Source organism: Lawsonibacter sp. OA9, assembly GCF_022440585.1.
This window is the reverse complement of sequence record NZ_JAKNTI010000022.1, coordinates 613,103-639,401: the sequence shown is the minus strand read 5'-3', so window position 1 is coordinate 639,401 and position 26,299 is coordinate 613,103. Positions and strand designations below refer to the sequence as shown.

Here is a 26,299-nt window from a genome sequence, read left to right as displayed (position 1 = left end):
TTTTTCTCACAGCCCATTGACGATAAAATTGGGCCGCTTCCCCTCCAGCACCAGCTGGGCCGAGGTCCACATATTGGTGTGGGCCCGGTGGAAGGAGCCGCCGGTATTGCCGCCCAGATGGGGCGAGTAGATGGCCCGGTCCGCGACCTCTGGAGGGAGGTCCACCAGGGGGTGGTCAGCGGGAGTGGGCTCCGGTTCAAAGACATCCATAGCGATGGCACCCAGTCGGCCGTCGATGAGGGCCTGCCGGACGGCCAGGCTGTCCACCAACAGGCCACGAGAGGTGTTCACTAAAATGGCTCCCGGCTTGAACTTGTCTAGCAGAGCCTTGTCCACCATATGAGTGGTCTCCGGGGTGACTGCACAATGGAGAGATACAATGTCGCACTGGGACACCAGCTCCTCCAGTGGGAGATATTCCACGTTCAGCTCTTCCTCTACCTGGGGTGGACGGCGGTGGGCGGTGTAGTAGTACATCTTGCAGCCGAAGGGAGCCAGCAGCCTGGCTGTGGCGGTACCGATGTCCCCCAGCCCTACCAAGCCCACAGTGGATAGACCCAGCTCCGGAGAGTTGGAGGCCATGACCGCCTCCTTCATCTCGCGTTGACGGCCTGCCCGAAGGGCGTTGTGGCCAGTAATACCGTGACGTAGAGCCATGAGCATGAGCATCACCGTATGCTCCGCCACTGAGGCGGCGTTGCAGCCTTTATTGTTGCACACAAAAATGTTCCTGGCCCTGGCCGCCTCCAGATCAATCCGGTTGTAGGCCACCCCCTCCGATTGGATCAGCTTCAGACCGGGCATCAGGTCCATCAGTTCTCCCGTCACGTCCACGATGGGGTCGGTGAACAGGATCTGGGCATCAGCGTTTTCCCGCGCCGCCTGTTGTGGGGACTGGTCCAGAGAACAGTAGGCCGTTTCAAAGGGCAGCTGTGCAACAAACTCCGGCATATAGGCCTCATAGCGTGCCTTCGGCCCTAAGATCAATACTTTCATGATTCATCCTCCCGGTCATTGATAAATTTTTTCCTCTGGGAAAGAATATAAATATTGTAGCACACTTTTTTGGTTGGTACAACACTCCAATATTAGCACTCAAATAATAAGAGTGCTAATATTTACAATTTATACACAAAGTGTGCAAGAACTGTTCACATTTGGACGATATACTAGGACCAAAGTTAAGTGAGGCAGGAAGGGCCGCTGAGATCGGACCCCCACCTCAGAAAGGAGTTTCTTATGATGTACAGTATGATCCCCTTTGGCCGCTATCACGGCGGTCTAGACACGATTTTTGATGACCTGGAGCGCAGCTTCTTCCCTCCCGCAAACCGCCAGCCCACCGCCTTTCGGACCGATATCCGGGATGAGGGTGACCACTTCCTTTTGGAAGCTGAACTGCCTGGCTTCCAAAAGGAGGATATCCATTTGGAGCTGAAGGAAGGCATCCTGACCATCTCTGCCCAGCACGAGGAAAAGCAGGAGAAGCGGGACGACCAGGGCCAATACCTGTGTCGGGAGCGCCGGGTCGGCTCTTTTGTCCGCTCCTTTGATGCCTCTGGCATTCAGGAGGACGCTATCCGAGCCTCCTATGAGAACGGAGTGTTGACGTTGATTCTGCCTAAGATGGCTGAGATACAGCCTCAAAGCAGAAGGATCGCCATTCAGTGACCAGAAGGAAGGGCAGGCTTCAGAGCCTGCCCTTTTTTGGGGGTGCCGGTGTATACGCCAGCCAGCGAGCGTCAAATTTTTTCTTGCAAAATATCTCAGGTTGGTGTATTTTTGTTTTAGCAAACAATTCAGTCAAGTGCTAATTTATGACAATCTTGAAACCAAAGTTAAAGGAGGTTTCTTTTCATGAATATGGATCGATTTACTCAAAAATCCCTGGCCGCCATCCAGGGGGCCAGGGACATCTCCCAGGAATACGGCAATCAGCAGATCGAGCAGCCCCACCTGTTGCTGGCCCTGGTCAGTGACAACGAGGGGTTCATTCCCCAGCTGCTCGCCGCTATGGGCATGACTGTTCCCAGCTTTGAGGCGGCAGTGAAGGGGGAGGTCCAGAAACTGCCTAAAGTGTCCGGGTCCGGCCGGGAAGCGGACAAGGTCTATGTGTCCCAGGATGTGGACAGGGCCCTCCGCGGCGCGGAGCAAGAGGCCCAGGCCATGAAGGACGAGTACATCTCAGTGGAACACATCTTCCTCGGTCTGCTGGCACAGCCTGACAGTGCCTTAAAGGAGTTATTCCGCACCTACCATGTGGACAGGGAGAAGGTGATGCAGGCTCTGGCCAGCGTCCGCGGCAACCAACGGGTGACCTCGGACAACCCGGAGGATACCTATAACGCCCTGAAGAAATACGGCACCGACTTGGTGGAGCGGGCCCGCCAGAACAAGCTGGACCCGGTCATCGGCCGGGACGATGAAATCCGGAATGTCATCCGCATCCTTTCCCGTAAGAGCAAGAACAACCCTGTGCTCATTGGCGAGCCCGGCGTGGGCAAGACCGCCATCGCTGAAGGTCTGGCTCAACGGATTGTCAAGGGAGATGTGCCCGGTTCCCTGAAGGACAAGACGATCTTCTCCCTGGACATGGGCTCCCTTGTGGCCGGGGCCAAGTACCGGGGGGAGTTCGAGGAGCGGCTGAAGGCCGTCCTCAACGAGGTCAAAAAGTCCGAGGGCCGCATCATCCTTTTCATTGATGAGCTGCACACTATTGTGGGCGCTGGCAAGACTGAGGGCAGTATGGATGCAGGCAACCTGCTCAAACCCATGCTGGCCCGTGGCGAGCTCCACTGCATCGGCGCCACCACTCTCAACGAGTACCGGCAGTATATCGAGAAAGACGCCGCCCTGGAACGTCGGTTCCAGCCCGTGATGGTCAACGAACCCACAGTAGAGGACGCTATCGCCATTCTCCGGGGACTCAAGGAGCGGTACGAGGTGTACCACGGCGTCAAGATCACGGACGGGGCTATCATTGCCGCCGCGACCCTGTCCAACCGCTATATCACCGACCGCTTCCTGCCGGACAAGGCCATCGACCTGGTGGACGAGGCCTGTGCCATGATCCGCACCGAGATGGACTCCATGCCCACTGAACTGGACGTCATCCAGCGGAAGATCATCCAGCACGAGATTGAGGAGGCCGCCCTGAAGAAGGAGACCGACAAGCTGTCCCAGGAGCATCTGGCTGAGATTCAGAGGGAACTGTCCGATATGCGGGAAGAGTTCAAGGCCAAGAAAGCCCAGTGGGACAACGAGAAGGGGGCCATCGGCAAGGTACAGAAGCTGCGGGAGGAGCTGGAGGCGGCCAACGCCGCCCTGGAGAAAGCCCAGCGGGAGTACGACCTGGAGAAAGCCGCCGAGCTGCAATATGGCCGCATTCCGGAGCTGAAGAAAGCCCTGGAGGCGGAGGAGAGCATCGCCAACGAGGGCAAGGCCCGCTCTCTCCTGCGGGACAAGGTCACCGAGGAGGAAATCGCCCGCATCATTGAACGCTGGACCGGCATCCCGGTGGCCCGGCTGATGGAGGGGGAGCGGGACAAGCTGCTCCACCTGGAGGATATCCTCCACCAGCGGGTGGTAGGACAGGACGAGGCAGTAAGGTTGGTATCCGAGGCTATCCTGCGCAGCCGGGCCGGGATCGCCGACCCCAGCAAGCCCATCGGCTCCTTCCTGTTCCTGGGCCCTACCGGCGTAGGTAAGACCGAGCTGGCCAAAACTCTGGCCGAAGCCCTGTTCGACAGCGAAAAGAACCTGGTGCGCATCGACATGAGCGAATATATGGAGAAATTCTCCGTGTCCCGGCTCATCGGCGCCCCTCCGGGATATGTGGGCTATGAGGAGGGCGGCCAGCTCACGGAGGCGGTGAGGAGAAAGCCCTACTCCGTCATCCTTTTTGATGAGGTGGAGAAGGCTCACCCTGACGTATTCAATATATTACTTCAGGTATTGGATGACGGTCGTATTACGGACAGTCAAGGAAGAACGGTGGACTTTAAGAACACCATCATCATCTTGACCTCCAATCTGGGCAGCCAGTTCCTGCTGGACGGCATCGGCTCAGACGGTGAGATTAGTCAGGAGGCCCGGAACCAAGTGAGCGAGCTGCTCAAGCGGTCCTTCCGCCCGGAGTTCCTCAACCGTTTGGATGAAATTGTGTTCTACAAGCCGCTGACAAAGGATAACGTCACCCATATTATTGACCTTCTGGTGGCCGATCTGAACCGCCGCCTGGCGGATCAGCAGCTCACCGTGGAGCTGACTGCCGACGCTAAGTCCCATATCATTGACGCGGCTTATGACCCCATCTACGGGGCTCGCCCCCTGCGCCGCTATCTCCAGCACACAGTGGAGACCCTCATCGGTCGAAAGATCATAGCCGATCAGGTGGAGCCTGGTGCCCATCTGTCTGTTGATGTCAGGGATGGCCAGTTGACTGTGCTTTGAGTTTTCGATTCCTCATTTCATCAGGTCGATTTGCCCCTAACAGCTCCAAAGATAGGAATTTCCCCCATATTTATCCCCAAAAACAGAGGAGGGGCACAGCCGCGGCTGTGCCCCTCTTCTATTTTTCCATTCAGCTCTCCGCGTATCGGGCAAGAAACTGGCGGGTCCTCTCCTGCGCAGGGTGCTCAATGACTTGGCGGGCAGGTCCCTGTTCCACGATGACGCCCCCATCCATAAAGATGACCTGGTCAGCCACATCCCGAGCAAAGGCCATCTCATGGGTGACGATGATCATGGTGGTCTTTTGCTCCGCCAGGGAGCGGATAACCTTCAACACCTCGCCGGTGAGCTCCGGGTCCAAGGCAGAGGTAGGCTCGTCAAAGCAGAGAATATCCGGCTTGAGAGCCAGCGCCCGGGCGATGGCCACCCGTTGCTGCTGGCCGCCGGAGAGCTGGTGGGGATAATGGCCAGCCCGGTCGGCTAACCCCATCCTGCCCAACAGTTCCCGGCCATCTTTCTCAATCTGGGCGTAGATCTCCTTTTTTTTCTCCTTAAAATCGGGACGTTCCCTGGCCAGAAGCTGGCTGGCTAGGGTCACATTTTCCAGCGCGGTGTATTGGGGAAAGAGGTTAAATGACTGGAAAACCATCCCAAAGTGGAGCCTTTTCTTGCGGATTTCGCTCTCCCTCTGGGTAGAGGGGTCAGCGGCGTCAAAAAGGACCTTATCCTGGACCAGGATCTGTCCCTGATCCGGGGTTTCCAAAAAATTTAGGCAGCGCAGCAGCGTGGTCTTTCCGCTGCCGGAGGAGCCGATGATGGCTAGGGCCTGGCCCTGCTCCAGTTCGAAGCTGATGTCCTCCAGCACACGGGTGGCCCCAAAGTGCTTTTCGATATTCTTGACCTGCAAAACAGCCATTTCAGCGCCTCCTCATCTGAAGTAATCCAGCTTTTTCTCTGTCCGGCTCAACAGAAATGTGACCAGTCCATTGAACACCAGGAAAAACACACCGGCATAGAACAATGGCCAGATCATAGCCTTGTTTCCAAACTCCTTCGCCATGGCGATGACCTCTTTTACCATGATAAAGTTAGCCAGAGAGGTGTCTTTGATCAGGGTGATGATCTCATTTCCCATGGGCGGGACGATGCGCTTGATGACCTGGAGGAGCGTGACGTGGTAAAAAATCTGGCCCTTTGTCATGCCCAGCACCTGTCCAGCCTCCTGCTGCCCTCTGGGTACGCCCTGGATACCGCCCCGGAAAATTTCTGAGAAATAGGCCGCGTAATTAAGCACAAAGGCCAGACAAGCAGCCGTCATCCTGGGAAGCATATGTCCAGGATTCAAAAAACCGGGCAAATAATATACAATGGCCAGCTGGAGCATCAGTGGGGTGGAGCGCATCAGATAGACATACAGCCGGGAGACCCCGCTCAACGGCTTCCAGCGACTGATGGACCCAAAGGACACGATCAGCCCTAGCGGCAGCGCCAGCAACAGTGTCACGAAGAATATCTGGCAGTTGAGCAAAAAGCTCTTCCCCAGCATGACGTTCACAGTCTGAAAACTCATGTTCTCTCTCCTTTGCCTTCCCATCAAACACAGCACAGGGCAGGAGGGATCGCTCCCCCCTGCCTTGCGGTCTGGTCGCCGTGTCTTTTCTTTTTACTGATTGGCCAGCAGCAGTTCAGCCAAGTCATATTTCTCAGCCAGGGTATTCAAAGTGCCGTCCTCAATGAGCGCCTGCATGGCCTCATTGACCTTCTCAGCCGCATCGGAGTCTTTGCGGAAGCCGACGCCGTACTCCTCCACGGACAGCTGCAAATCGGGGATAATCATCAGATCGGAGTAGTCCCCCTGGCCCACCATAGCGCCGGCCAGTACAAAGTCCAGTACGGCGGCGTCGGCGGCGCCAGTCTTGACTTCCAGAAGGGTGTCGGTCTGCTTGGCAGCGGAGATGTACTCAGCCTGCTTTAGACTTTCGTCTGCACCCTCGCCAATGATGGCGGCCTCACCGGCAGAGCCGGCCTCGGCCTCCACCGTCTTACCCACCAAGTCGGCGGTGGACGTATAGACATCGGCGTTGTCGGAGCGGATCACCACCACCTGGTAGTTCTTGATGTAGGGATCAGAGATGGTCAGAGCCTCCTGCAGCTCAGGGGTAATGGTCATGCCGTTCCAGATACAGTCGATGGTCTGGGCCTGGAGCTCCATGATCTTGCTGTCCCAGTTGATCTCCACAAACTCAGGGGTGACACCCAGCTTCTCGCAGACGGCGGTGGCAAACTCAGTCTCAAAGCCAGTCAGCTCGCCATTGTCGTCAAAATAATTCATGGGTTCAAAATAGGTAATGCCGATCTTCATCGTACCGTTGCTCTCGATCTTAGCCCAGTCGGAGTCCGCCGCGTCCACAGAGCTGTTGTCCCCCTGCTGGCTTCCAGAGCTGACATCCGAGGCAGAGGTATTGGAGCCGGACTGGCTGGACTGGTCCTGAGCGCCGTTATTGCCGCAGGCGGCCAGAGACAGGCACATGGCCAAGGCCAAAACAAGAGAAAGAGTCTTTTTCATAGTTATGTATCCTCCAATTCTTTCAGCAAACCCCAGGGATCACTCCCTGTGACACTTTCGCATTTTAGCACGCTAATGCGATATTGTAAAGAGGAAAATGAAAAATTTTTTTGATTTTCTTTTTTGCCAAACACTCTCCTTCCTCTTTCCGGAAAAAATATCACCTTCCACAAGATAAAGGGGCCGGACGGCCATCCCCTTTGTTGGAGGAAAACTGTCACGGGAATGAGGTCGTTCATCCTCATGTCCAACTGACAGTGCTCCTCCGAGAGATAAACCGCCCGGCCCCTGATCTGCCTCACTCAAAAGGCGCTCATAATCTGTCCCAATGTGGACCAGATTACTTCATGCCGTTCTCGTAGGACTCGATCATCTTCTTGACCATCTGGCCGCCCACGGAGCCAGCCTGCTTGCTGGTCAGGTCGCCATTGTAACCCTGCTTCAGGTTGACGCCCACCTCGTTGGCAGCTTCCATCTTAAACTTGTTCATCGCTTCACGGGCATTAGGCACCATAATTTTATTGCTGTTGTTACTAGACATGATTCCTCTCTCCTTTTACTGTTTGACTGTTTTGGTTTGGATGGAACATCCACGCATATCATTTCCCCAGCCGGATCAACTATACCTGTATCATCTTTCCTTATCCAGGCAATTTTCCTGAAATATCCTTTCCTCTTATGATTGCTTAAATAAGCAAATTTCTCTTTTAGCGTACACCGCACAACTGACAAATAGCTGCGCGCGATACTTTCCTATTTCTCTTGAAGGATAAAACGCCAACCACAAAATATTGCCTCTATACAATCCAACTGGAGCACACAAACTTCGGAGAGACAATCCATTTTTATTTTTTGCCTAGCTCTTTCCGCCAAAATACTCTTAATTGGCTATATCCTAAGCCCATCTTAATATCAGATATACACTCCTTAATAACGCAATAATGTCTGGCATGATAGGATAGCAAAATAGAAAATGATTTCCAGAATAAATCGGAGGGGAAGTGAAGTTCACATGGTTTCAGGGAAGGACAATCCTTTGCATGATGGAGGGAACCTGGTAGCTTCCGGTCAATTAAAAATATTTTTCGGCTATGCCGCCGGGGTGGGCAAGACCTATGCCATGCTGGAGGCGGCTCACCATGCTAAACGGGAGGGCATTGACGTGGTGGTGGGCTATGTAGAGCCCCATGCCAGACCGGAGACTCTGGCGCTGCTGGATGGGCTGGAGGTCCTTCCCACTATGGAGACGGACTACCGTGGGATCAAGCTGCGGGAGTTCGACCTGATTGGAGCGCTTGACCGTCACCCACAGCTCATCCTGGTGGACGAACTGGCGCACAGCAATGTCCCAGGATGCCGCCATATGAAGCGGTATCAGGATGTGGAAGAACTCCTCCAGGCGGGCATTAACGTCTACACTACCGTGAATGTCCAGCATCTGGAGTCCTTAAATGACTTGGTTTCCTCCATCACAGGTGTTGTGGTGAATGAGCGAATCCCCGACTATGTATTTGACCGGGCCAGCCAGGTGGAACTGGTGGACATCGAACCCTCCGACCTAGAGAAACGTCTGAGAGAGGGGAAGATCTACCGTGCACAGCAGGCAAAGCGGGCATTGCAGAATTTCTTTACTACGGAAAATCTGGCTGCCCTGCGGGAGATTGCCATGCGCCGGACCGCAGACCAGCTCAACCGCTCCGCGGTGAGCAAAGGGAAAGAGAAAAGCGCCAAGGCGGGCGAACATATCCTGATCTGCCTGTCCTCCGCCCCGTCAAACGCAAAGGTGATCCGAGCCGCCGCTCGGATGTCAGAGGCATTCCACAGCGGGTTTACGGCACTGTTTGTCCAGACGCCGGAGACCAAGGAGCTGTCTGGGGAAAATATTAAACGCCTGCGGAGCAACCTGCGCCTGGCGGAGCAGCTAGGCGCTCAGATCGCCACTGTTTACGGTACCGATCCGGCGGAACAGATTGCGGAATATGCCCGGGTCAGCGGAGTGACGAAGATCGTCATGGGCCGAATGAACCACAAACAGAACCCCATCTTGCGGAAAAAGAGCCTGGCCGACCGCCTGATTGAGCAGACAGACCTGGATGTCTATATCATCCCTGACAGGCAGCCGATCTATAAAAGGCCGATGCAGAAGGTCCGGCGGTCAAAGGAACGATTCTCCATTCGGGACTTGGGGACTACTCTGCTTTGCTTGCTTCTTGCTACGGCGCTTGGCTTCGGATTTTACCAGGCCGGCTTCAGCGAGTCCAATATCATTACCGTCTACATTCTCGGCGTGCTGCTGACTGCAGTCTCCACCAACGGGCACCTGTACGGCGCGGCTAGTTCTCTTATCAGTGTCGCAGCCTTCAATTTTTTCTTTACAGAGCCACGCTTCTCCTTTCAGGCCACCGACCCCAGCTATCCTGTGACCTTCCTGATCATGCTTACCTCCAGCATTATTGCCAGCTCTCTGGCCAGCCGGGTGAAAACGCAGGCCAGTATGGCGGCGGAGAAAAGCTATTACACGGAGTTGCTGCTGGAGAGCAGCCAAAAGCTGCAGACTGTCCGCACGGAATGGGATTGCCTGCGCCTAACAGCGGAACAACTCAGCCGGCTGTTTGATAGACCCGTTCTTTATGCTTTGAGCAGCCCAGAGACGGAACTAAGTTTTCGGATCGAGCCAGCGGACGAACAGGCACTGGTAGCAGGGCTGAGTACGGAAGATATCGGTGTGGCCAAGTGGGTGCAGAAGAACAACAAGCACGCCGGAGCTACCACCAACACGCTGCCTGACTCCAAATGGCTGTTTCTGTCCGTGCGTGGTACCCGTGGGCCCATGGGAATCGTGGGGATCCCCATTTCCGGTTATCCTGTGCCGGATGCCTTTGAGAAAAACCTGATGATCGCTATCCTTGGCGAGTGCGGACTCAGCCAGGAGCGTATCCGCGTGGAATCGGAGCAGACCTGGGGAATGGACCGCTCACAGGAGTAATTTCTTAGAGGACAGTGCAGCCAATTTTTATTTTCTGTTAATACGAACGTGGAATCCTTAATCCTCGCTTTTTATGGATTGCAGTATCCTATGGAGGTAATTTGAGGCTGACAAACACTAGCTGTCAGCCAGAAGAGAAAGGAGAAATGATTGAATGATGGACATTTTCATGATAGGGACTCTGGCGGTCAGTTTCGGTCTGGTATGGCTCTTGATCCGCTGGTGCCAAAAGCAGTTGGATAACCCGGAATCCTAAATCTCACGGAAAGGAGAGCAAAACTGTGATTGCACTTGGAATTATCGTTCTGCTGCTGGGCGCCTATCTCGTTTACGCGCTGGTGCACCCGGAGCGCTTCTGAGATGCCTAATACCGCAGAAAATAGGAGGAATACGATATGTTGCAGCTGGCGTTGACAATTATCATTTTTCTGATTATTGTCATTCCGGTTGGACGGTATATGTATCATATCGCCACATGGAACCACACCTTGGCCGATCCGGTCTTTGACCGTCTGGACGGCGTTATTTACAAAATTGGCGGCGTAAATCCCCATCAGGGCATGAACTGGAAACAGTACGCCTTGGCTCTGGTGGGGACCAACGCGGTCATGGTGGCCATCGGCTACCTGATCCTGCGTATTCAGAGCGTCGGGATCTTCAACCCCAACAACATTGGCAACATGGAGCCGACTCTGGCGTTCAACACCATCATCAGCTTCATGACCAACACGAATCTACAGCATTACTCCGGCGAGTCCGGACTGAGTTACTTAAGCCAGATGCTGGTCATCATCTTTATGATGTTCGTCTCTGCCGCCAGCGGCTACGCCGCTTGCATCGCGTTTATCCGCGGGCTGACCGGCAAGACCAAAGATGATGTGGGCAACTTTTTTGCCGACCTGACCCGCATCACCACCCGTCTGTTGCTGCCGTTCTCCATTGTGGGCGGCCTGTTGCTGGTGTGGCAGGGCGTGCCCCAGAACTTTGATTCCAACGTCGTGTTGAATACTCTGGAGGGCACCTTCCAAACCATCGCCATGGGCCCCATCGCCGCCCTTGAGATCATCAAGCACTTGGGCACCAACGGCGGCGGCTTCCTGGGTGCCAACTCCTCCACTCCATTGGAGAACCCCACCATTATTTCCGACCTGATTGAGCTGTACTCCATGATGCTCTTCCCCGGCGCCTGCGTCATCACCTTCGGCAAGATGGTCCGCGGCCGCAGGAAGAAAGATGACAAGGACGACGATGATAAGAATTCGCCTAAGGGCGGCGCTTCTGGCGGTCAGTTGTCTACCACATCTTCCGCTGGCACATCTCATGGTCCCCGCCTGAACGACCACAGCCTGACCGCTGCCATCTACGGCTGGGAGGGCCGCACAATCTTCCTGGCTATGGGCATCATCTTCCTGGTTGGTCTGAGCGTCTGCTATTGGGCCGAGCTTCAGGGCAACCCGGCGCTGGCCAAGATTGGCCTGAGCCAGTCCATGGGCAGCATGGAGGGCAAGGAAGTGCGCTTCGGCATCGCGCAGTCCGCCATGTTCACCACAACTACCACCTCGTTTACCACAGGCACCGTCAACAATATGCACGATACCTTGACCCCTCTGGGCGGCATGATCCCCCTGCTGCACATGATGCTCAACGTGGTCTTTGGCGGCAAGGGTGTTGGACTGATGAATATGATTATGTACGCCATCTTGGCGGTGTTCATCTGTGGGCTGATGATCGGCCGCACGCCCGAGTACCTGGGTAAGAAGATCGAGGGCCGGGAGATGAAACTCACCGCGCTGTGCATTATCATCCATCCCTTCCTGATCCTGTTCTTCTCCGCCCTGGCGGTTTCCACCTCCGGAGGTCTGGAGGGGATCACCAACCCAGGCTTCCACGGCCTGAGCCAGGTGCTGTATGAATATTCCTCTTCCGCGGCCAACAACGGTTCCGGCTTTGAGGGCCTGGCAGACAACACCTACTTCTGGAACATCACCGCAGGCTTGGCCATGTTCTTCGGCCGGTATCTCTCCATCGTCATTCAGCTGGCCATCGCCGGCTCCCTGATGCGCAAGCGGTTCGTCAACGAGACCGTCGGGACCCTGCGTACGGATACTCTGTCCTTCGCTGTGATCCTGGTGTTCGTAGTCTATATCTTCGCAGCGCTGACCTTCTTCCCCGCGCTGGCACTTGGCCCCATCGCAGAGCATCTGACCCTGTGGGCCTAAGGAGGGCGTTTTCATATGAGTAAGAAACAAAACAAGAAATTTATCACCCCGGAGATTCTCCGGGGGGCGGTGAAGGGCGCGTTTGTCAAGCTCAATCCCCGCTATATGATGAAAAACCCCGTTATGTTCGTGGTGGAGATTGGCTTCTTCATTACCCTGCTGCTCTCCTTCTTCCCCGGCCTGTTCGGGGATGTGGACGCGGCCTCCCTACGGATTTATGATATCATTGTGTGCGTCATTCTCTTTATCACCGTTCTGTTTGCCAACTTCGCCGAAGCCGTGGCCGAGGGCCGCGGCAAGGCCCAGGCGGCCAGTCTGAAAAAGACGCAGAAGGACACCGAGGCTCACCTGCTCCATGAGGACGGCAACGAGAGCATCGTCCGTTCCAGCGAGCTGAAGAAGGGCGACGTGGTCATGGTGGTGGCTGGCGAAGTCATCCCCGGTGACGGCGAGGTCATCGAGGGTATCGCCTCGGTGGATGAGTCCGCCATCACCGGCGAGTCTGCCCCTGTGGTCCGGGAGAGTGGCGGCGACTTCTGCTCAGTCACCGGCGGCACTACCGTGGTGTCCGACTGGCTGAAAATCCGCATTACATCTGAGCCGGGAAACAGCTTTTTGGACCGGATGATCGCTCTGGTAGAGGGTGCCTCCCGCAAAAAGACCCCCAATGAGATTGCGCTGAACACCCTGCTGGTATCTCTGACCATCATTTTCCTGATTGTGGTGGTGACCATGTACCCCTTCGCTGTGTACAGCGGCGTACAGATCCCTGTTTCCACCCTGATTGCCCTGCTGGTATGCCTGATCCCCACCACGATTGGCGGCCTGCTGTCCGCCATCGGCATTGCGGGTATGGACCGTGTCACCCGCTTTAACGTTATCGCTATGAGCGGTAAGGCGGTAGAGGCCTGCGGCGACGTGGACACCATGATTCTGGATAAGACCGGCACCATCACCTTCGGCAACCGTCTGGCGGCCGACTTCTTCCCGGTGGAGGGGGCCAACCGCAGCGACCTGATCCGCTGCGCCGCCCTCACCAGCCTTCACGACGAGACCCCCGAGGGCAAGTCCACGCTGGAGCTGGCCCGCCGGCTGGGTGACAGCAGCGAGGAGACCACAGGCTCTGTATTCATCGAATTCACTGCCCAGACCCGCATGAGCGGCGTGGATCTGCCCGACGGCACTAAAATCCGCAAGGGCGCCAGCGACGCCATCGAGCAGTATGTAAAGGAAAACGGCGGCAGGATTCCTGCTGACCTGCACACCCATGTGGAGGAGGTCTCCTCCCTGGGCGGCACCCCCCTTGTGGTGTGTGAAAACAATAAAATCTTGGGTGTCATCTATCTGAAGGATACAGTAAAGCCCGGCATGGTGGAGCGATTCCAGCGGCTGCGCGCCATCGGCATCAAGACGATCATGTGTACCGGCGACAACCCCCTGACGGCAGCTACCATCGCCAAGGAGGCCGGCGTGGACGGCTTTGTCGCAGAGTGCAAGCCGGAGGACAAGATCGCCCTGATCAAAAAGGAACAGGCTGAAGGCAAGATCGTAGCCATGACTGGTGACGGCACCAACGACGCCCCCGCTCTGGCCCAGGCTAATGTGGGTCTGGCCATGAACTCCGGCACCACCGCCGCCAAGGAGGCGGCCAACATGGTGGACCTGGACAGCGACCCCACCAAGATCCTGGAGGTGGTGGAGATCGGCAAGCAGCTGCTGATTACCCGCGGCTCTCTGACCACCTTCTCCATCGCCAACGACATCGCAAAGTACTTCGCTATCATCCCCGCCATGTTCCAGTTGGCTATCCCTGAGCTGAACGTGCTGAACATCATGGGGCTGGCCAGCAACTACAGCGCCATTCTCTCCGCCCTGATCTTTAACGCCATCATCATCCCCTGCCTGATCCCCCTGGCCATGAAGGGCGTCAAGTACCGCCCCATGTCCTCTGGAAGAATGCTGGGCCGGAACATGATGATCTACGGCGTGGGCGGTGTGATTGCCCCCTTTATCGGCATTAAGGTCATCGATATGATTATCGCTCCGCTGCTGACTATGATTGGCTTTGGAATCTAAGGAGGGACCTGAACTATGAACGAGACAAAATATGGTATGGGCCACAATATCCGTCAGGCCTTCCTGGTTACGGTGGCGCTGCTGGTGCTGTGCGGCCTGGTGTTCCCGGTGCTTCTCAGCGGCCTGTCCGCCTTGATTTTCCCCAGCCAGGCCCAGGGCACTCTGGTAATGGCGGACGGCGTGGCAGTAGGCGCCAAGAATGTGGGGCAGGAGTTCACTGAGGACTACTTCATGTGGAGCCGCCCCTCCGCCTATCACTACAACACCTACTACGAGGAGGATACCGACGGCGACGGCCAGGTAGAGCAGTATTACAACGACGGCTCCGCGTTTGCCGGCCTGAGCTCCGGCTCCAACAACTACGCCCCCTCCAACCCCGCCCTTGCCGAGCGTGTGGAGGCCGACATTGCGGCCTTTCTGGAGAAAAACCCTGGTGTCAGCCGCGAGGACATCCCCACTGATCTGATGACCGCCTCCGGCTCCGGCCTGGATCCCCACATCTCTCCCGCCTCTGCCGATGTTCAGGTTCCCCGCATTGTAGAGGCCTCTGGCCTCAGCGAGGAGCAGGTCCGTCAGATAATCGCCGACAATACGCAGGACAAAACACTGGGCGTATTCGGCGAGGAGACTGTCAATGTGTTGGGCGTCAACCTGGACATTGCCCTGGCCATGGGCCTGGTGAGCGAGGTCAACCACTGAGCGCCTTTCTTCAGAGAGGATAGACTGGTATGGAAGTTCACTTTGAAAAAATGGCTGAACGCCGATTTGCACCGCAGACCATGGCCACCGACGAGAGTCCAGCCATGCTGGTAATTTGCCTGATTCGGTCCCTGAAAAACTGGTTCGGGCAGTCCAGCAGGACTCAAACAGATGGCAGCCAACTGCAATTCGGTTATGAGCTGCTGGATCTCCCGGTTCAGGAATTTGCGGAGACCTTCGGCCCGTTGATCTATGAGATCCAGCGGGTGTGGCCGGTCCAGGCCTTTGGCCTGGGCAGCCAGGATGAACTGGTCGGGCTGTCCTTTCCCAACGATGGCAAATCGGCTGTTGTCCGGCAGCACAGTATCTCTGGCCTCTGGTACAATGAGCTCCGGGACCTGTATCTTTGCATTCAGTTCCCGGAGCCTCAGACAGCGGAGTGTATGTCCCGGCTGCTGAACGCGGCGGAATATGATATGGAGGCTGTGGCGCTGGAGTGGAAGTACGCCGACTTCTTGGAGCAGCAGAAGCTGTGCCGGATCGATCACACACTTTCCTTTTGTTATGTAATCTTGCAGGAGGCGGAGGATCAGAGCCGGACCGGCGTGTATCTGTCCGCTTTGACGGCCCAGCAGAAATGTGAATTGTGGCGCACATTTTTGGAGAAGGGGCTGCCGCAGCCTGAATTTGAATGGCTCCGCAATGCTTTGCTTCAGGGCGATATTCCAAACTGGATCGAGTGGCATCTCGCGCTCTATCGCGTTCTCGAGGAGCTTGGTATTCGATTCCTGTGCCGGGATGGGCAGTTTGTACTGCTGGATCGGCAGGGAAAGAAGCTCTACTTTGGCATAGACCACGGTAATTCCGCAGCACAGGTATTGATGAAGGTGCTCTTCCCCCTCAGGCGTTGAGCGGCTCCCTTCCGCTCTCGTTGATATAGCCGGCGGCCAGTCTGAATTTATTCGGCTGGCCGCCGACCTCTTATTGTACCCTTAATGCCACAAAAGGTTTCTTTTCCCCACTTTTAACTCCACGGGATTATGATAGGGCCTGCAAGGAGGGATTGCTATGATGTCCGCAATGAAAAAACGTCTGCACCATTTTAATGCTTGGTTTGATGCGTCTTTGGAACAGTTTATGCTCCAACACAAATTGCTGGGCTTTCTGACGGTTTTTATTGGGATGCCTCTTTTTATATTGGCTGCGGTATTTATTTGTACAATTGGTATCGTCCTACCGATGGCATGGCTTTTTGGAGTGATGTAACACAATGGCGATGGCCTTAATATTCCTTTAATGCCAAGGCAGATATGCTAACGCTTCATTAAGACTAAGTGTGGATAATATTGCTTAAGAAGATATAAAGGCATATTAAGAGGGTTAAGGCTTATGTGGCAAATTTTCCATAAAAATAACACATCGCCGTTTCAAATTATTATCATAGGATTCTCCCTCGTAATCCTGCTTGGAAGCCTAATGCTAATGCTTCCCATCTCGACTCAGTCTGGTACCACCACTTCGTTCTTGGACTCCCTGTTCACTGCGACCTCCGCTGTCTGTGTGACAGGACTGGTGATCCATGATACGGCGACCTACTGGTCAGAGTTTGGGCAGTTTATCATCATTTTGTTGATTCAAATCGGCGGATTAGGAGTTGTGACCGTGGCGGGCGCGTTCTCCATCCTCTCTGGCCGCAAGATCGGGCTTATACAGCGGAGCACCATGCAGGAAGCTATTGCGGCGCCTAAAGTGGGTGGAGTCGTGCGTCTGACGGGGTTCATCCTCAAAACAGCCCTGGTGGCGGAGATGGTAGGGGCGGCTGTGATGCTTCCTACGTTCTGGAGGGAGTTTGGTCTGGTAAAGGGGGTTTGGTATGCTCTGTTCCATTCCATTTCTGCCTTCTGCAACGCTGGATTTGATTTGATGGGCATTAAAGCCCCCTTTTCTTCCTTAACGGATTACTCGGACAATCCAGTGATTTCCCTGACTATCCCGTTGCTCATTATTATCGGGGGTATTGGCTTCTTAACCTGGGACGATATCAGGACAAACCATCTACATATTTCTCGATACCGAATGCAAAGCAAGGTGATTTTGACTGTCACTTGTGGACTGATCTTAATTCCCAGCATCTACTTTTACTTCTTTGAGTTTGCACAGGCCCCTCTGAAAGAACGGCTGCTTCTATCTTTCTTTCAAGCGGTTACGCCCCGGACTGCCGGATTTAATACGGCGGATTTGAATACGATGAGTGAAAGCGGCCAGTCCATTATAACAGTTCTTATGCTTGTTGGCGGCTCCCCCGGTTCCACCGCCGGCGGCATGAAAATCACTACCTTAGCCGTTCTGCTGGCCAATGCCATGGCAGTTTTTCGACGCAGTGAGTTTCCTCACTTCTTTAACCGCAGAATTGCCAGGGAAACTGTATCTCAGGCAGCGACGATTTTCATGATGTATCTTACGCTGCCCCTGGCGGGCGGGTTGATCATCAGCCGGCTAGAGGAGCAGCCCATTCTGGACTGCCTGTTCGAAACGGCTTCCGCTATCGGAACAGTAGGCCTTTCTCTGGGGCTGACCCCGCAGCTGCAGACCGCTTCCCACCTGATTTTGATTGTATTGATGTTTTTCGGGCGGGTAGGCGGGCTCACGCTGATTTTTGCTACCCTGTCCAATACACAACACTCCAGCGCCAGGCTCCCGCAGGAGCACATCACAGTAGGATGAATCTGTAAATAAAAGAGGACGAAACAATGAAAACAATTCTGCTGATTGGTTTGGGCCGCTTCGGCCGACATATCGCAATCAAGCTGCATGAGTTGAACCATCAAGTGATGGTAGTGGATCAAAATGAAGATCGGGTAAACGCGATACTGCCCTATGTGACCAACGCCCAGATTGGGGACAGCACCAATGAGGAATTTCTTGCGTCCCTTGGGGTGTGTAACTTTGATGTGTGCATCGTGGCCATTGGGGATAACTTTCAGAGTTCTTTGGAGACCACATCCCTTCTGAAAGAATTAGGGGCAGTAAAGGTAGTGGCTCGGGCTACACGCGACATTCAGGCCAAATTTCTGCTTCGCAATGGGGCGGATGACGTGGTCTACCCCGAAAAACAAATGGCGATTCAGACCGCAATCCGGTATAGCTCAGACAATATATCGGATTATATCGACTTAGGTGATAACCACGCTATGTTTGAAATCGGCGTCCCCAAGAGCTGGGTCGGGAAAACGATCGGACAGTTGGACGTACGTAAGCGGTATCATGTGAGCATCATGGCGATTAAGCAAAATGGAAAGTTCTCCATGACGGTCATAACCCCAGAAACGTGTCTGCCGGCAAACTGCACCATGCTGATTTTGGGTACGCACAAGGATATTCAAAAGTGTTTCCATATATAGGACAGCTTCCTTGCGGGAAAGGATGAATTTGTGATGGAAGGTGTGGTTTTATTTGGCGGATTTCTGGCGCTTGTACTGTTTGGCTATTTCCTGGCAGGAAAGCTGGACTGTTTTCTGAACAGCGTCCAGCCTTCCACACAAGCGAAGGGGGACTCCTGTTCTTTAAAGATTGCCATATCAAATCCCTGTGCTTTGGCGCCGGTTGCAAGAGCCCTAAAGGAACTGCAGGGGCAGTATCCGGATATAGAAATCAAGATGTACATGGGGAAAGAATGGGAAATTATGAGAGATCTTGAGTCCGGAGTTACCGACATAGCAGTAGTTTCCGCTGAAGCGGAAGACAGCGGCCAGACCCACAGTGCCTGCTTTATATGCTGCCCCCAGCCGCTTTCCGTCGATGGCATGACACTGATGCCCGCAGATACGGAAAATCAGCGGCAAAAGCTTCTTTGGAAAGACATCCAATCTCCCATCCCCATTCAAAAACTTGTCCAGCGGCTTTGCGGAAGAAGTGACTGAAATGTGTTATAATAAGGCCGTTGGAGGTGATTGTATGGAGCAACAAACTGCAGTAAGGATAGAAAAGGGCCGAGGCGCTCTGACGATTTTTGCAAGCTACTTCTCAGGCACTGGGAAGACCTTTCGAATGCTGGAGGCCGCAACACAAGTCCATCGGGCGGGCGGTGATGTGGTTATCGGGTTGCTCTCCTGCAGTCAGTGGCCCCAGACACAGGCTATGGCGGAACCATTTGAGTCTATGCCCCAGCGGGCAGTTACAGCGGGCGATGACGTAATCTATGAAATCGACCTGGATGCTTGTCTAAAGCGAAGACCACAGATTCTTCTGATTGATGATCTATCCCATGTGAATGCCGAAGGCTCCCGCCACAAGAACCGCTATCGGGACATTGAAGAGTTGTTGAAAGCCGGCATCGATGTCTACACCACCGTGGATATTCAGCATATCGAGAGTATCCAGGAAACGGTTTTTGAAATCTTTGGGGCACCGGAGAGTGAGCGGATTCCAGACTGCGTATTTGACCAGGCGGCGCATGTGGAATTCATAGATATGGAACCGGAGCAGCTGCAGAATCGTTTGAAACAGGGGTGCGGCGCCCGAATACCATCAGCCGGCTGCACCTTATCCCAACTGAACGCTCTCCGGGAGCTTGGACTGCGCCGGTGCGCAGACCGTTCGGCCCTCTATGCCTCGACCCAGCCCGCCCAAAGTCAGGCGCTATACCGTATGCAGGAGCACATTCTGGTGTGCCTCTCTTCTGCGCCATCCAACGCGCAGGTCATCCGCACCGCGGCCCGTATGGCGGGCGCATTCCGGTGCGGCTTTACTGCCCTGTTCGTAGAAACCAGCAAGTTTCAGTGGATGCCGCAGCCGGATCGGGAGCGTCTGCGCGATAATCTGAAACTGGCGCAGAAGCTGGGAGCATCCATTGAAACAGTATACGGTGATGATATTGCCTACCAGATTGCGGAGTATTCTAGACTGTCCGGCATTACAAAGATCGTATTGGGCCGCGATATGATACCACATCGGTACATTTTTCGAAAAGCGTCGCTCACAGAACAGTTGATCGAACTTGCTCCGGATTTTGACATCCACATCATCCCGGATAACAGAAGATCAAACAGATTGACTTCCCGCTATCGGGAGGTTCTGCATACTCCCTCAGTTTCTCTGATCGATTTGGCGAAAAGCATACTGATTTTGGCGCTGGCCACCATCATCGGGTTCCTGTTTCACTGCCTGGGACTGAATGAAACTAACATTATTACAGTCTATATTTTGGGAGTTATGCTGACCTCGGTATTTACCAAAAACTCCGTATACAGTCTCATTAACTCGATCGCGGGTGTGTTGGCCTTCAACTTTTTTTTCACGGAGCCAAGGTTTTCCCTAAATGTACACAGCAACGACTATCCGGTCACGTTTGTCGTGATGTTTGTGGTTTCGTTTCTTACTAGCTCCCTGGCTGCCAAGCTCAAATCCCTGGCCAAGCACTCTGCGCAGATGGCTTGGCGGACAAAGATTTTGCTTGAAACCAGCCAAGATTTGCAAAAAGCGGGAAGCCAAACGGAGATTCTTTCTATCATTGCGGATCAGCTGCTGAAGATTTTGCAGCGGGATATCGTCGTCTACTGTGTAAAGGATGAGAAGCTCCAGGAGCCGGAGATTCTTTTGGCAGAGGAGTCTGACCTCAAAGCGCAGTACACCACGGACCAGGAAAAACAGGTGGCCCAGTGGGTCTTGACCAATAACAAGCGGGCCGGTGCTGGTACAGAAACTTTTTCCGATGCTCGATGCACTTACCTGTCGGTACGGGCCGGTGAGCATATATATGGAGTCGTGGGGGTTGCGGCAGCGGGCAAGGGGTTGGAGACCTCCGAAAACAGCATCCTCCTCTCTGTATTGGAGGAGTGCGCCCTGGCAATGGAAAATCAGCGGCATCTGGAGGAAAAGGAGGCCGCCGCGGTCTTGGCTAAAAACGAACAGCTCAGGGCCAATTTGCTGCGCTCCATCTCCCATGACCTGCGTACTCCGCTCACCTCCATTTCTGGGAACGCCAGCAATCTTCTCTCCAACGGAGATATGTTTGATGCTAAGACCAGACAGCAGATGTATACAGATATCTATGACGACTCAATATGGCTGATTAATTTAGTGGAAAATCTGTTATCTGTCAGCCGGCTGGATGGGGGCAGGATGAACCTGCATATTTCCACCGAGCTGGTAGATGATGTGGTGTCTGAGGCCCTGCGGCACATCAACCGTAAAAGTGTGGACTACCATCTGCACACGCAGGGTGACGACTACTTGTTGGCTCAGATGGATGCCCGCCTGATTGTCCAGGTCGTGATTAATCTGGTGGATAACGCCATCAAATACACACCGCCCGGTTCAGACATTGATATCAGCTGGAAACGGCAGGGGAAATATGTCCTGATCACTGTGGCCGACAATGGACCGGGAATCTCTGACGAAGCGAAACCTCATATTTTTGATATGTTTTACAGTGCATCCAACCAAATTGTGGACAGCCGCCGCAGTATGGGGTTAGGCTTGGCACTGTGCAAGTCAATTGTTAACGCCCATGGCGGTGAGATCACAGTTTCGGATCAGTTACCTCATGGGGCTATGTTTACATTTTCTATACCAGCCAGGGAGGTAGATCTGCATGAATAAACCATTGATTTTAGTAGTTGAGGACGATGTGGCAGTCCGAAACTTGATTACCACAACGCTGCGTGCCCATGATTATCGTTTCCTGACTGCGGCGAACGGAGAATCCGCAGTCTTGGAGGCCAGTTCCCATAACCCGGAGATTGTCCTGCTGGACTTGGGGCTACCGGATATGGACGGCGTCGAAGTGATCCGCCGCATCCGCTCTTGGTCGAATCTGCCCATTATTGTCCTCAGTGCCCGAAGTGAAGATACAGACAAGATCGGCGCACTGGACGCCGGCGCGGACGATTATTTGACCAAACCGTTCTCTGTTGAGGAGCTGCTGGCCCGTCTGCGTGTGACTCAGCGGCGCTTGGCCACTTTGCAGACCGGCATGCTGACTTCTGGCGCTGTTTTCACCAATGGGAAGTTGAAGGTGGACTATGCTGCCGGCTGTGCCTTTCTGGATGGCCAGGAACTGCACTTGACGCCCAGTGAGTACAAACTGTTATGCCTGCTTTGCAAAAATCTGGGCAAGGTGCTGACTCACACCTTTATTACCCAACAGATTTGGGGACGAAGCTGGGAAAATGATGTGGCTTCTCTGCGCGTATTTATGGCGACTTTGCGCAAGAAGTTAGAAAAAGAACCGGGCTCTCCTCAATATATCCAAACTCACATTGGGGTAGGGTACCGTATGCTGAAAGTAGAATAATTTTGAGCGGAAGCAAGAACGACTGTACAGCAAAGTGTTTTATACTTTTCATTCCTCGCGGCCTTCATGTTTACTATCCAGAAACAGACGTAAAGATGCAGAAAAGTTTACTTTATAGGTAAACGAAGCGCATTGTATGCCTTGCATACAATGCGCTTTTTTGAGTCAATCCGCCGATATAAATATTTACTTTTCACAGGTTCCTAAACAGTTCGAGTTTCACACAGGATGTTGGCGGCTCTTCCACCTTAAACTTGCTTCTGGCCCCGGCCAGCGCCGGGGAGAACAGCCCTCTTATCGCTAAATATAGACCTATTTGCGGATTTATATCATCCTTGTTTGGATGGTATATTCAAACATACCCTTTCCATCCCTGCCTATCTGGCAGTTGTCTCGGTATATCCCTCCGTTTAGGCAGTATGTACTGGACATAAAAAGTCCCAGCCGCTCTAAAAGGCCGGCCGGGACTTTTTTCACATCAGCTTGACTGTGTAGTAGACCAGCAGGGCAAACAGCCAAGCTACCATCAGAAAGATCAGGTAGTAGGCCACGAAGGAACCCAGCGCCATAGCTGCCGCCAGTGCCAGCAGACTGGCCAGGCAACTGACCAGCACCACAGGGTAAGAGGCGTTCTTGCTCAGGAACTGGAGCTCCCGCTCGCCATATTTGACCGTGCCTCCGCTCTTTTTCAGCCACAGCGCGGCTGCGGTCACTGCCAGGATACCCACAAAGACCAAGCCCGATTCCAGTGTCAATGCGCCTCCAAAGCGGACACACCACAGCCCCAGGATGGACAGCCCCACCGCCACGGCGGAGAGGAAAAACTCCTTCTGGTAGAGGTAGTACACTAGAGCCAGGCCGGCCCAAGCAGGAACCAGCAGGAACAGCATCCGCACCCCTGTTCCCTTGAATGCCAGAGTCACATGGGCACAGATGGCCAGAGCGCCAAAAGCAGCGGTCAGCACCACCGGAAGCACCAGTTTTTCACCTTTCCGGAAGCGCAGCACAGACCAGACCAGGCACAGTATGGCAGCCACAGCCCCGCCAATCCGCACCACCTTCAGCAGCGTATGGAGGGTAGTAGCCAGGTTCACGGAGGCCTCATCCACACGGAAGTTGATATAATATCGGTTGATGAGCAGCAGCAGGAACTCCAGGATGATGGCCGCTCCGACCCACAGCAGTCCCCGATTTAGGGCCATATCCTCCTGGTGACGGCGTGCTTCTCTCTGCTTTTTATCCATTTGCGTTCAATCTCCTTGCAACCGGGCACAGCATCCCGGAACAGTCTGACAAATTGTCTATGGTCCAGACAGATTATTATTGTACCAGATACGCTGTTTTTTTGCAACAGAAAAAAAGGAAAAAGAATCCTTAAGAATCTTTTACGAAAAATCAGGGCACGGTTTCCCGTACCCTGACGTGAGTGGCAGATGAGCTCAACCGTTGCTGCCAAATTCGCTGAAGAATCGGTCATGGACCGCCTGGACAGCACGCTCGGCGTCCCGCTCGTCCACCAGGACAGACACCTTGATCTCGCTGGTAGAAATCATGTTGATATTGATACCGGCGGAAAACAGGGCCTCAAACATCTTGCAGGCCACACCGGCGTTATTCGCCATACCCGCACCCACGACGGAGATCTTGGCGATCTGGTCATTGAGCTCCACCGACTTGCAACCGATGACCTCCTTATTTTCCTCCATGACCTCACGGGCCCGCTGGCTGTCACCCCGTGCTACCGTGAAGCTGATATCCTTGCTGCCGTCACGGCCGATAGACTGGAGAATGATGTCCACGTTGATATTCTCCTTGGCCAGCAGAGAAAAAATCTTAAAGGCGATGCCCGGCTGATCCGCCAGGCCCACCAGAGCGATCCGGGCTACATTCTTATCCTTGGCTACACCGCTAACATGGGTCTTTTCCATGGTTTTGACAACCTCCTTGACTTTTGTACCGGGATTTCCGCTGAAACTGGACAGCACTTCCAGATTGACGTTATACCGCTTGGCCATCTCCACCGAGCGGTTGTGGAGGACCTGGGCGCCCAAGCTGGCCAGCTCCAGCATCTCGTCAAAGGTGATCTCCTCCAGCTTTTTTGCCCCTGTAACACTGCGGGGATCGGCAGTATATACACCATCCACATCGGTGTAGATCTGGCACAGGTCCGCGTGGAGCGCGGCGGCCAGCGCCACCGCCGAGGTGTCAGAACCGCCCCGGCCCAGAGTGGTAATGTCGTCATACTTGTTAATGCCCTGGAAACCGGCGACCAGCACAATCTTTCTCTTATCCAGTTCTTTCTGGATGCGCTCGGTGCGCACTCGCTTGATCCGGGCGTTACTGTAAGACGAATCTGTGAGCATCCCTGCCTGCCAGCCCGTGAGAGAGATGGCCTGATAACCCATACTCTCAATGCACATGGCGCACAGGGAAATGGAGATCTGCTCTCCAGTGGACAGGAGCATATCCATCTCCCGCTTGGAAGCGTGGGGATTGAGCTCCTTTGCTTTTTCGATCAGGTCGTCGGTAGTGTCCCCCTGGGCGGACAGGACCACCACAACATCGTTGCCTCGCTGATAGGTATCGGTGATGATACGGGCCACATTTCGGAGCTTATTAGCGTCAGCCACAGAGCTGCCGCCAAATTTCTGTACAATGAGTGACATTATGTGATTCCCCCTAAAGGTCAAGTGGTGATTTTATGATGAGGGCGGCTGACCGCCCCTCAAAAGCGGTGAAGGTGGCCGTCGGTTACCTTTGCAGCCAGAGCCTCCCCGCCATTCTATGCGTCAGTCCAGCACCCGGAACAGGGAGGCCACCTCCATCCCTCTCAGTTTGTCCAGCACCAACGGCCGGGGCATGGGAGCGGTAAGGAAGGCCACCTCAGAAGTAGGCGCGCCACTGCGGGCCAAAGGCTGTATCTCCCCACAGGCGAGTCTGGCCTGGTCCATGGTACCCTGGGCCCGGACGTACCATTTGGAGGTCAGGCCGTCGTCGGACACCACCAGGTCCGGAGACCCGGAGGCCCAGCCGTTATGCCGGTCCCGCTTCAGGTCCTTGGCAATATCAATGACATCGGCCACCACAGCGGAAGCGGTGGGCAGCTTACCCGCTCCCCGGCCATAGAACATCACATCACCGATGGCGTTGCCGGTGACGGCGATGGCGTTGAACACGTCCTCCACCCCGGCCAGAGGGGCTGTGTCCGCCACCAGATGGGGGGCCACAAAGGCGCACACCTTACCCTCAGGCTGGCGGATTGCCCTGCCCAGCAGCTTGATCTTATAGCCTTTGGAGTCGGCATAGGCCGCATCCCCTAGGGTGACGTGCCGTATCCCTTCCGTTGGCACCTGGTCTGGATACACGTGGTGTCCAAAGGCCAGCGCGGCCAGAATACAAATTTTCCGGCAGGTGTCATGCCCATCCACGTCGGCGGTGGGGTCCTTTTCGGCGTATCCTTTGTCCTGTGCCTCCTTCAGCGCCTGCTCAAAGGTGAGGCCCGCCTGTATCATTCGGGTCAGGATATAGTTCGTGGTGCCATTGAGGATGCCGACGACCTGGGTCAGCTCGTTGGCCGCCAGACAGGAAGTCAGGGGGCGGAGGATGGGGATACCGCCCCCTACGCTGGCCTCAAAGAGATAGCTCACTCCGTGCTCCTTGGCCAACTGGAGCAGCTCATAGCCGTGGGTGGCCACCAGCTCCTTATTGGCGGTGACAACGCTCTTTCCCGCCTTTAAGGCCCGGGTGGTATAGTCCAGGGCCGCTCCGGTCCCCCCAATGGTTTCCACCACAATATCCACCTGGGGGTCCTGCTCGATGATCGAGAAGTCCTTGACGAATAAATCTTGATAGGGCCCGTCAAAGACCTCTCTGGCTCTCATAATATATTTCAGCCGGACCAGGTCATCCACCCGGCTGTCAATCAAGCCGCCGTTTCTGGTCAGCACCTCGGCCACACCGGAGCCTACTGTACCAAAGCCCAGAAGTGCTACATTAACCATAGTAAT

22 protein-coding genes are annotated in these 26,299 nt (G+C 54.5%); 14 read left to right on the top strand and 8 right to left on the bottom strand.

Going from position 1 to position 26,299, the window contains the following annotated elements:
• Positions 1-6: 6 nt before the first annotated feature.
• Positions 7-996, bottom strand: a complete 990-nt coding sequence (locus MCG44_RS04135) for a 2-hydroxyacid dehydrogenase (protein ID WP_240286943.1) — start codon at positions 994-996, stop codon at positions 7-9.
• A 246-nt stretch (positions 997-1,242) separates the two neighbouring features.
• On the opposite strand from MCG44_RS04135, the gene MCG44_RS04130 reads away from it, so the two are divergent.
• On the top strand, positions 1,243-1,671 hold the full coding sequence (locus MCG44_RS04130; protein WP_186852842.1) for an Hsp20/alpha crystallin family protein: 429 nt from the start codon (positions 1,243-1,245) through the stop codon (positions 1,669-1,671).
• Between the two features lie 186 nt (positions 1,672-1,857).
• The gene (gene clpB, locus MCG44_RS04125) at positions 1,858-4,452 is read left to right on the top strand and encodes an ATP-dependent chaperone ClpB (protein WP_240286942.1); all 2,595 of its coding nucleotides are present in this window, start codon (positions 1,858-1,860) and stop codon (positions 4,450-4,452) included.
• A gap of 130 nt (positions 4,453-4,582) precedes the next feature.
• Here clpB and MCG44_RS04120 read toward each other — a convergent pair whose 3' ends face one another.
• From MCG44_RS04120 to MCG44_RS04105, 4 genes are all read right to left on the bottom strand, one after another.
• Entirely contained in the window at positions 4,583-5,368 is a 786-nt protein-coding gene (locus MCG44_RS04120) for an amino acid ABC transporter ATP-binding protein (protein WP_186852815.1), read from the bottom strand.
• 12 nt (positions 5,369-5,380) lie between these two features.
• Positions 5,381-6,022 (bottom strand): amino acid ABC transporter permease, encoded by a 642-nt coding sequence (locus tag MCG44_RS04115; RefSeq protein ID WP_147570857.1) that lies wholly within the window; start codon positions 6,020-6,022, stop codon positions 5,381-5,383.
• Between the two features lie 93 nt (positions 6,023-6,115).
• Positions 6,116-7,018, bottom strand: a complete 903-nt coding sequence (locus MCG44_RS04110; RefSeq protein ID WP_240286940.1) for a transporter substrate-binding domain-containing protein — start codon at positions 7,016-7,018, stop codon at positions 6,116-6,118.
• Positions 7,019-7,358: 340 nt separating this feature from the next.
• Positions 7,359-7,559 carry an alpha/beta-type small acid-soluble spore protein gene (locus MCG44_RS04105; protein ID WP_147570859.1) on the bottom strand — a complete coding sequence of 67 codons (201 nt, stop codon included), beginning with the start codon at positions 7,557-7,559 and terminating at the stop codon, positions 7,359-7,361.
• Between the two features lie 495 nt (positions 7,560-8,054).
• Here MCG44_RS04105 and MCG44_RS04100 point away from each other — a divergent pair, with 495 nt between their 5' ends.
• From MCG44_RS04100 to MCG44_RS04050, 12 genes are all read left to right on the top strand, one after another.
• Entirely contained in the window at positions 8,055-10,004 is a 1,950-nt protein-coding gene (locus MCG44_RS04100; RefSeq protein ID WP_240286938.1) for a DUF4118 domain-containing protein, read from the top strand.
• 281 nt (positions 10,005-10,285) lie between these two features.
• Entirely contained in the window at positions 10,286-10,363 is a 78-nt protein-coding gene (gene kdpF / locus MCG44_RS15090; protein WP_081692053.1) for a K(+)-transporting ATPase subunit F, read from the top strand.
• Positions 10,364-10,399: 36 nt separating this feature from the next.
• The gene (locus tag MCG44_RS04095; protein WP_186852817.1) at positions 10,400-12,223 is read left to right on the top strand and encodes a potassium-transporting ATPase subunit KdpA; all 1,824 of its coding nucleotides are present in this window, start codon (positions 10,400-10,402) and stop codon (positions 12,221-12,223) included.
• 15 nt (positions 12,224-12,238) lie between these two features.
• Positions 12,239-14,299 (top strand): potassium-transporting ATPase subunit KdpB, encoded by a 2,061-nt coding sequence (gene kdpB, locus MCG44_RS04090; protein WP_147570861.1) that lies wholly within the window; start codon positions 12,239-12,241, stop codon positions 14,297-14,299.
• Between the two features lie 15 nt (positions 14,300-14,314).
• A complete protein-coding gene (kdpC, locus tag MCG44_RS04085) occupies positions 14,315-14,998 on the top strand; it encodes a K(+)-transporting ATPase subunit C (RefSeq protein WP_147570862.1) in 684 nt (227 codons plus the stop codon).
• Between the two features lie 50 nt (positions 14,999-15,048).
• Positions 15,049-15,909: a hypothetical protein gene (locus MCG44_RS04080; RefSeq protein WP_147570863.1), complete on the top strand. Its 861-nt coding sequence runs from the start codon at positions 15,049-15,051 to the stop codon at positions 15,907-15,909.
• A 157-nt stretch (positions 15,910-16,066) separates the two neighbouring features.
• A complete protein-coding gene (locus MCG44_RS04075; RefSeq protein ID WP_240286936.1) occupies positions 16,067-16,264 on the top strand; it encodes a hypothetical protein in 198 nt (65 codons plus the stop codon).
• Positions 16,265-16,387: 123 nt separating this feature from the next.
• The gene (locus MCG44_RS04070) at positions 16,388-17,722 is read left to right on the top strand and encodes a TrkH family potassium uptake protein (protein ID WP_240286933.1); all 1,335 of its coding nucleotides are present in this window, start codon (positions 16,388-16,390) and stop codon (positions 17,720-17,722) included.
• Positions 17,723-17,748: 26 nt separating this feature from the next.
• Positions 17,749-18,399 carry a potassium channel family protein gene (locus tag MCG44_RS04065; protein ID WP_147570865.1) on the top strand — a complete coding sequence of 217 codons (651 nt, stop codon included), beginning with the start codon at positions 17,749-17,751 and terminating at the stop codon, positions 18,397-18,399.
• A 33-nt stretch (positions 18,400-18,432) separates the two neighbouring features.
• A complete protein-coding gene (locus MCG44_RS04060) occupies positions 18,433-18,918 on the top strand; it encodes a LysR substrate-binding domain-containing protein (RefSeq protein ID WP_147570866.1) in 486 nt (161 codons plus the stop codon).
• Positions 18,919-18,952: 34 nt separating this feature from the next.
• On the top strand, positions 18,953-21,598 hold the full coding sequence (locus tag MCG44_RS04055) for a sensor histidine kinase (RefSeq protein ID WP_240286931.1): 2,646 nt from the start codon (positions 18,953-18,955) through the stop codon (positions 21,596-21,598).
• Positions 21,591-22,292 (top strand): response regulator, encoded by a 702-nt coding sequence (locus tag MCG44_RS04050; RefSeq protein ID WP_147570868.1) that lies wholly within the window; start codon positions 21,591-21,593, stop codon positions 22,290-22,292. Before MCG44_RS04055 ends, MCG44_RS04050 begins: the two co-directional genes overlap by 8 nt.
• 473 nt (positions 22,293-22,765) lie before the next feature.
• On the opposite strand, the gene MCG44_RS04045 is transcribed toward MCG44_RS04050, so the two are convergent.
• From MCG44_RS04045 to MCG44_RS04035, 3 genes are all read right to left on the bottom strand, one after another.
• The gene (locus MCG44_RS04045; RefSeq protein ID WP_147570869.1) at positions 22,766-23,536 is read right to left on the bottom strand and encodes a hypothetical protein; all 771 of its coding nucleotides are present in this window, start codon (positions 23,534-23,536) and stop codon (positions 22,766-22,768) included.
• Positions 23,537-23,731: 195 nt separating this feature from the next.
• Positions 23,732-24,958, bottom strand: coding sequence for an aspartate kinase (locus tag MCG44_RS04040; protein WP_240286929.1), 1,227 nt, complete (start codon positions 24,956-24,958; stop codon positions 23,732-23,734).
• A 123-nt stretch (positions 24,959-25,081) separates the two neighbouring features.
• The gene (locus tag MCG44_RS04035; RefSeq protein ID WP_147570871.1) at positions 25,082-26,293 is read right to left on the bottom strand and encodes a homoserine dehydrogenase; all 1,212 of its coding nucleotides are present in this window, start codon (positions 26,291-26,293) and stop codon (positions 25,082-25,084) included.
• Positions 26,294-26,299: the final 6 nt, after the last annotated feature.

What these genes read in the sequence shown, in the direction of transcription:
- MCG44_RS04135 (WP_240286943.1), bottom strand. Translation starts at nt 996, where the DNA reads ATGAAAGTATTGATCTTAGGGCCGAAGGCACGCTATGAGGCCTATATG.
- MCG44_RS04130 (WP_186852842.1), top strand. Translation starts at nt 1,243, where the DNA reads ATGTACAGTATGATCCCCTTTGGCCGCTATCACGGCGGTCTAGACACG.
- clpB (WP_240286942.1), top strand. Translation starts at nt 1,858, where the DNA reads ATGAATATGGATCGATTTACTCAAAAATCCCTGGCCGCCATCCAGGGG.
- MCG44_RS04120 (WP_186852815.1), bottom strand. Translation starts at nt 5,368, where the DNA reads ATGGCTGTTTTGCAGGTCAAGAATATCGAAAAGCACTTTGGGGCCACC.
- MCG44_RS04115 (WP_147570857.1), bottom strand. Translation starts at nt 6,022, where the DNA reads ATGAGTTTTCAGACTGTGAACGTCATGCTGGGGAAGAGCTTTTTGCTC.
- MCG44_RS04110 (WP_240286940.1), bottom strand. Translation starts at nt 7,018, where the DNA reads ATGAAAAAGACTCTTTCTCTTGTTTTGGCCTTGGCCATGTGCCTGTCT.
- MCG44_RS04105 (WP_147570859.1), bottom strand. Translation starts at nt 7,559, where the DNA reads ATGTCTAGTAACAACAGCAATAAAATTATGGTGCCTAATGCCCGTGAA.
- MCG44_RS04095 (WP_186852817.1), top strand. Translation starts at nt 10,400, where the DNA reads ATGTTGCAGCTGGCGTTGACAATTATCATTTTTCTGATTATTGTCATT.
- kdpB (WP_147570861.1), top strand. Translation starts at nt 12,239, where the DNA reads ATGAGTAAGAAACAAAACAAGAAATTTATCACCCCGGAGATTCTCCGG.
- kdpC (WP_147570862.1), top strand. Translation starts at nt 14,315, where the DNA reads ATGAACGAGACAAAATATGGTATGGGCCACAATATCCGTCAGGCCTTC.
- MCG44_RS04080 (WP_147570863.1), top strand. Translation starts at nt 15,049, where the DNA reads ATGGCTGAACGCCGATTTGCACCGCAGACCATGGCCACCGACGAGAGT.
- MCG44_RS04075 (WP_240286936.1), top strand. Translation starts at nt 16,067, where the DNA reads ATGATGTCCGCAATGAAAAAACGTCTGCACCATTTTAATGCTTGGTTT.
- MCG44_RS04070 (WP_240286933.1), top strand. Translation starts at nt 16,388, where the DNA reads ATGTGGCAAATTTTCCATAAAAATAACACATCGCCGTTTCAAATTATT.
- MCG44_RS04065 (WP_147570865.1), top strand. Translation starts at nt 17,749, where the DNA reads ATGAAAACAATTCTGCTGATTGGTTTGGGCCGCTTCGGCCGACATATC.
- MCG44_RS04060 (WP_147570866.1), top strand. Translation starts at nt 18,433, where the DNA reads ATGGAAGGTGTGGTTTTATTTGGCGGATTTCTGGCGCTTGTACTGTTT.
- MCG44_RS04055 (WP_240286931.1), top strand. Translation starts at nt 18,953, where the DNA reads ATGGAGCAACAAACTGCAGTAAGGATAGAAAAGGGCCGAGGCGCTCTG.
- MCG44_RS04050 (WP_147570868.1), top strand. Translation starts at nt 21,591, where the DNA reads ATGAATAAACCATTGATTTTAGTAGTTGAGGACGATGTGGCAGTCCGA.
- MCG44_RS04045 (WP_147570869.1), bottom strand. Translation starts at nt 23,536, where the DNA reads ATGGATAAAAAGCAGAGAGAAGCACGCCGTCACCAGGAGGATATGGCC.
- MCG44_RS04040 (WP_240286929.1), bottom strand. Translation starts at nt 24,958, where the DNA reads ATGTCACTCATTGTACAGAAATTTGGCGGCAGCTCTGTGGCTGACGCT.
- MCG44_RS04035 (WP_147570871.1), bottom strand. Translation starts at nt 26,293, where the DNA reads ATGGTTAATGTAGCACTTCTGGGCTTTGGTACAGTAGGCTCCGGTGTG.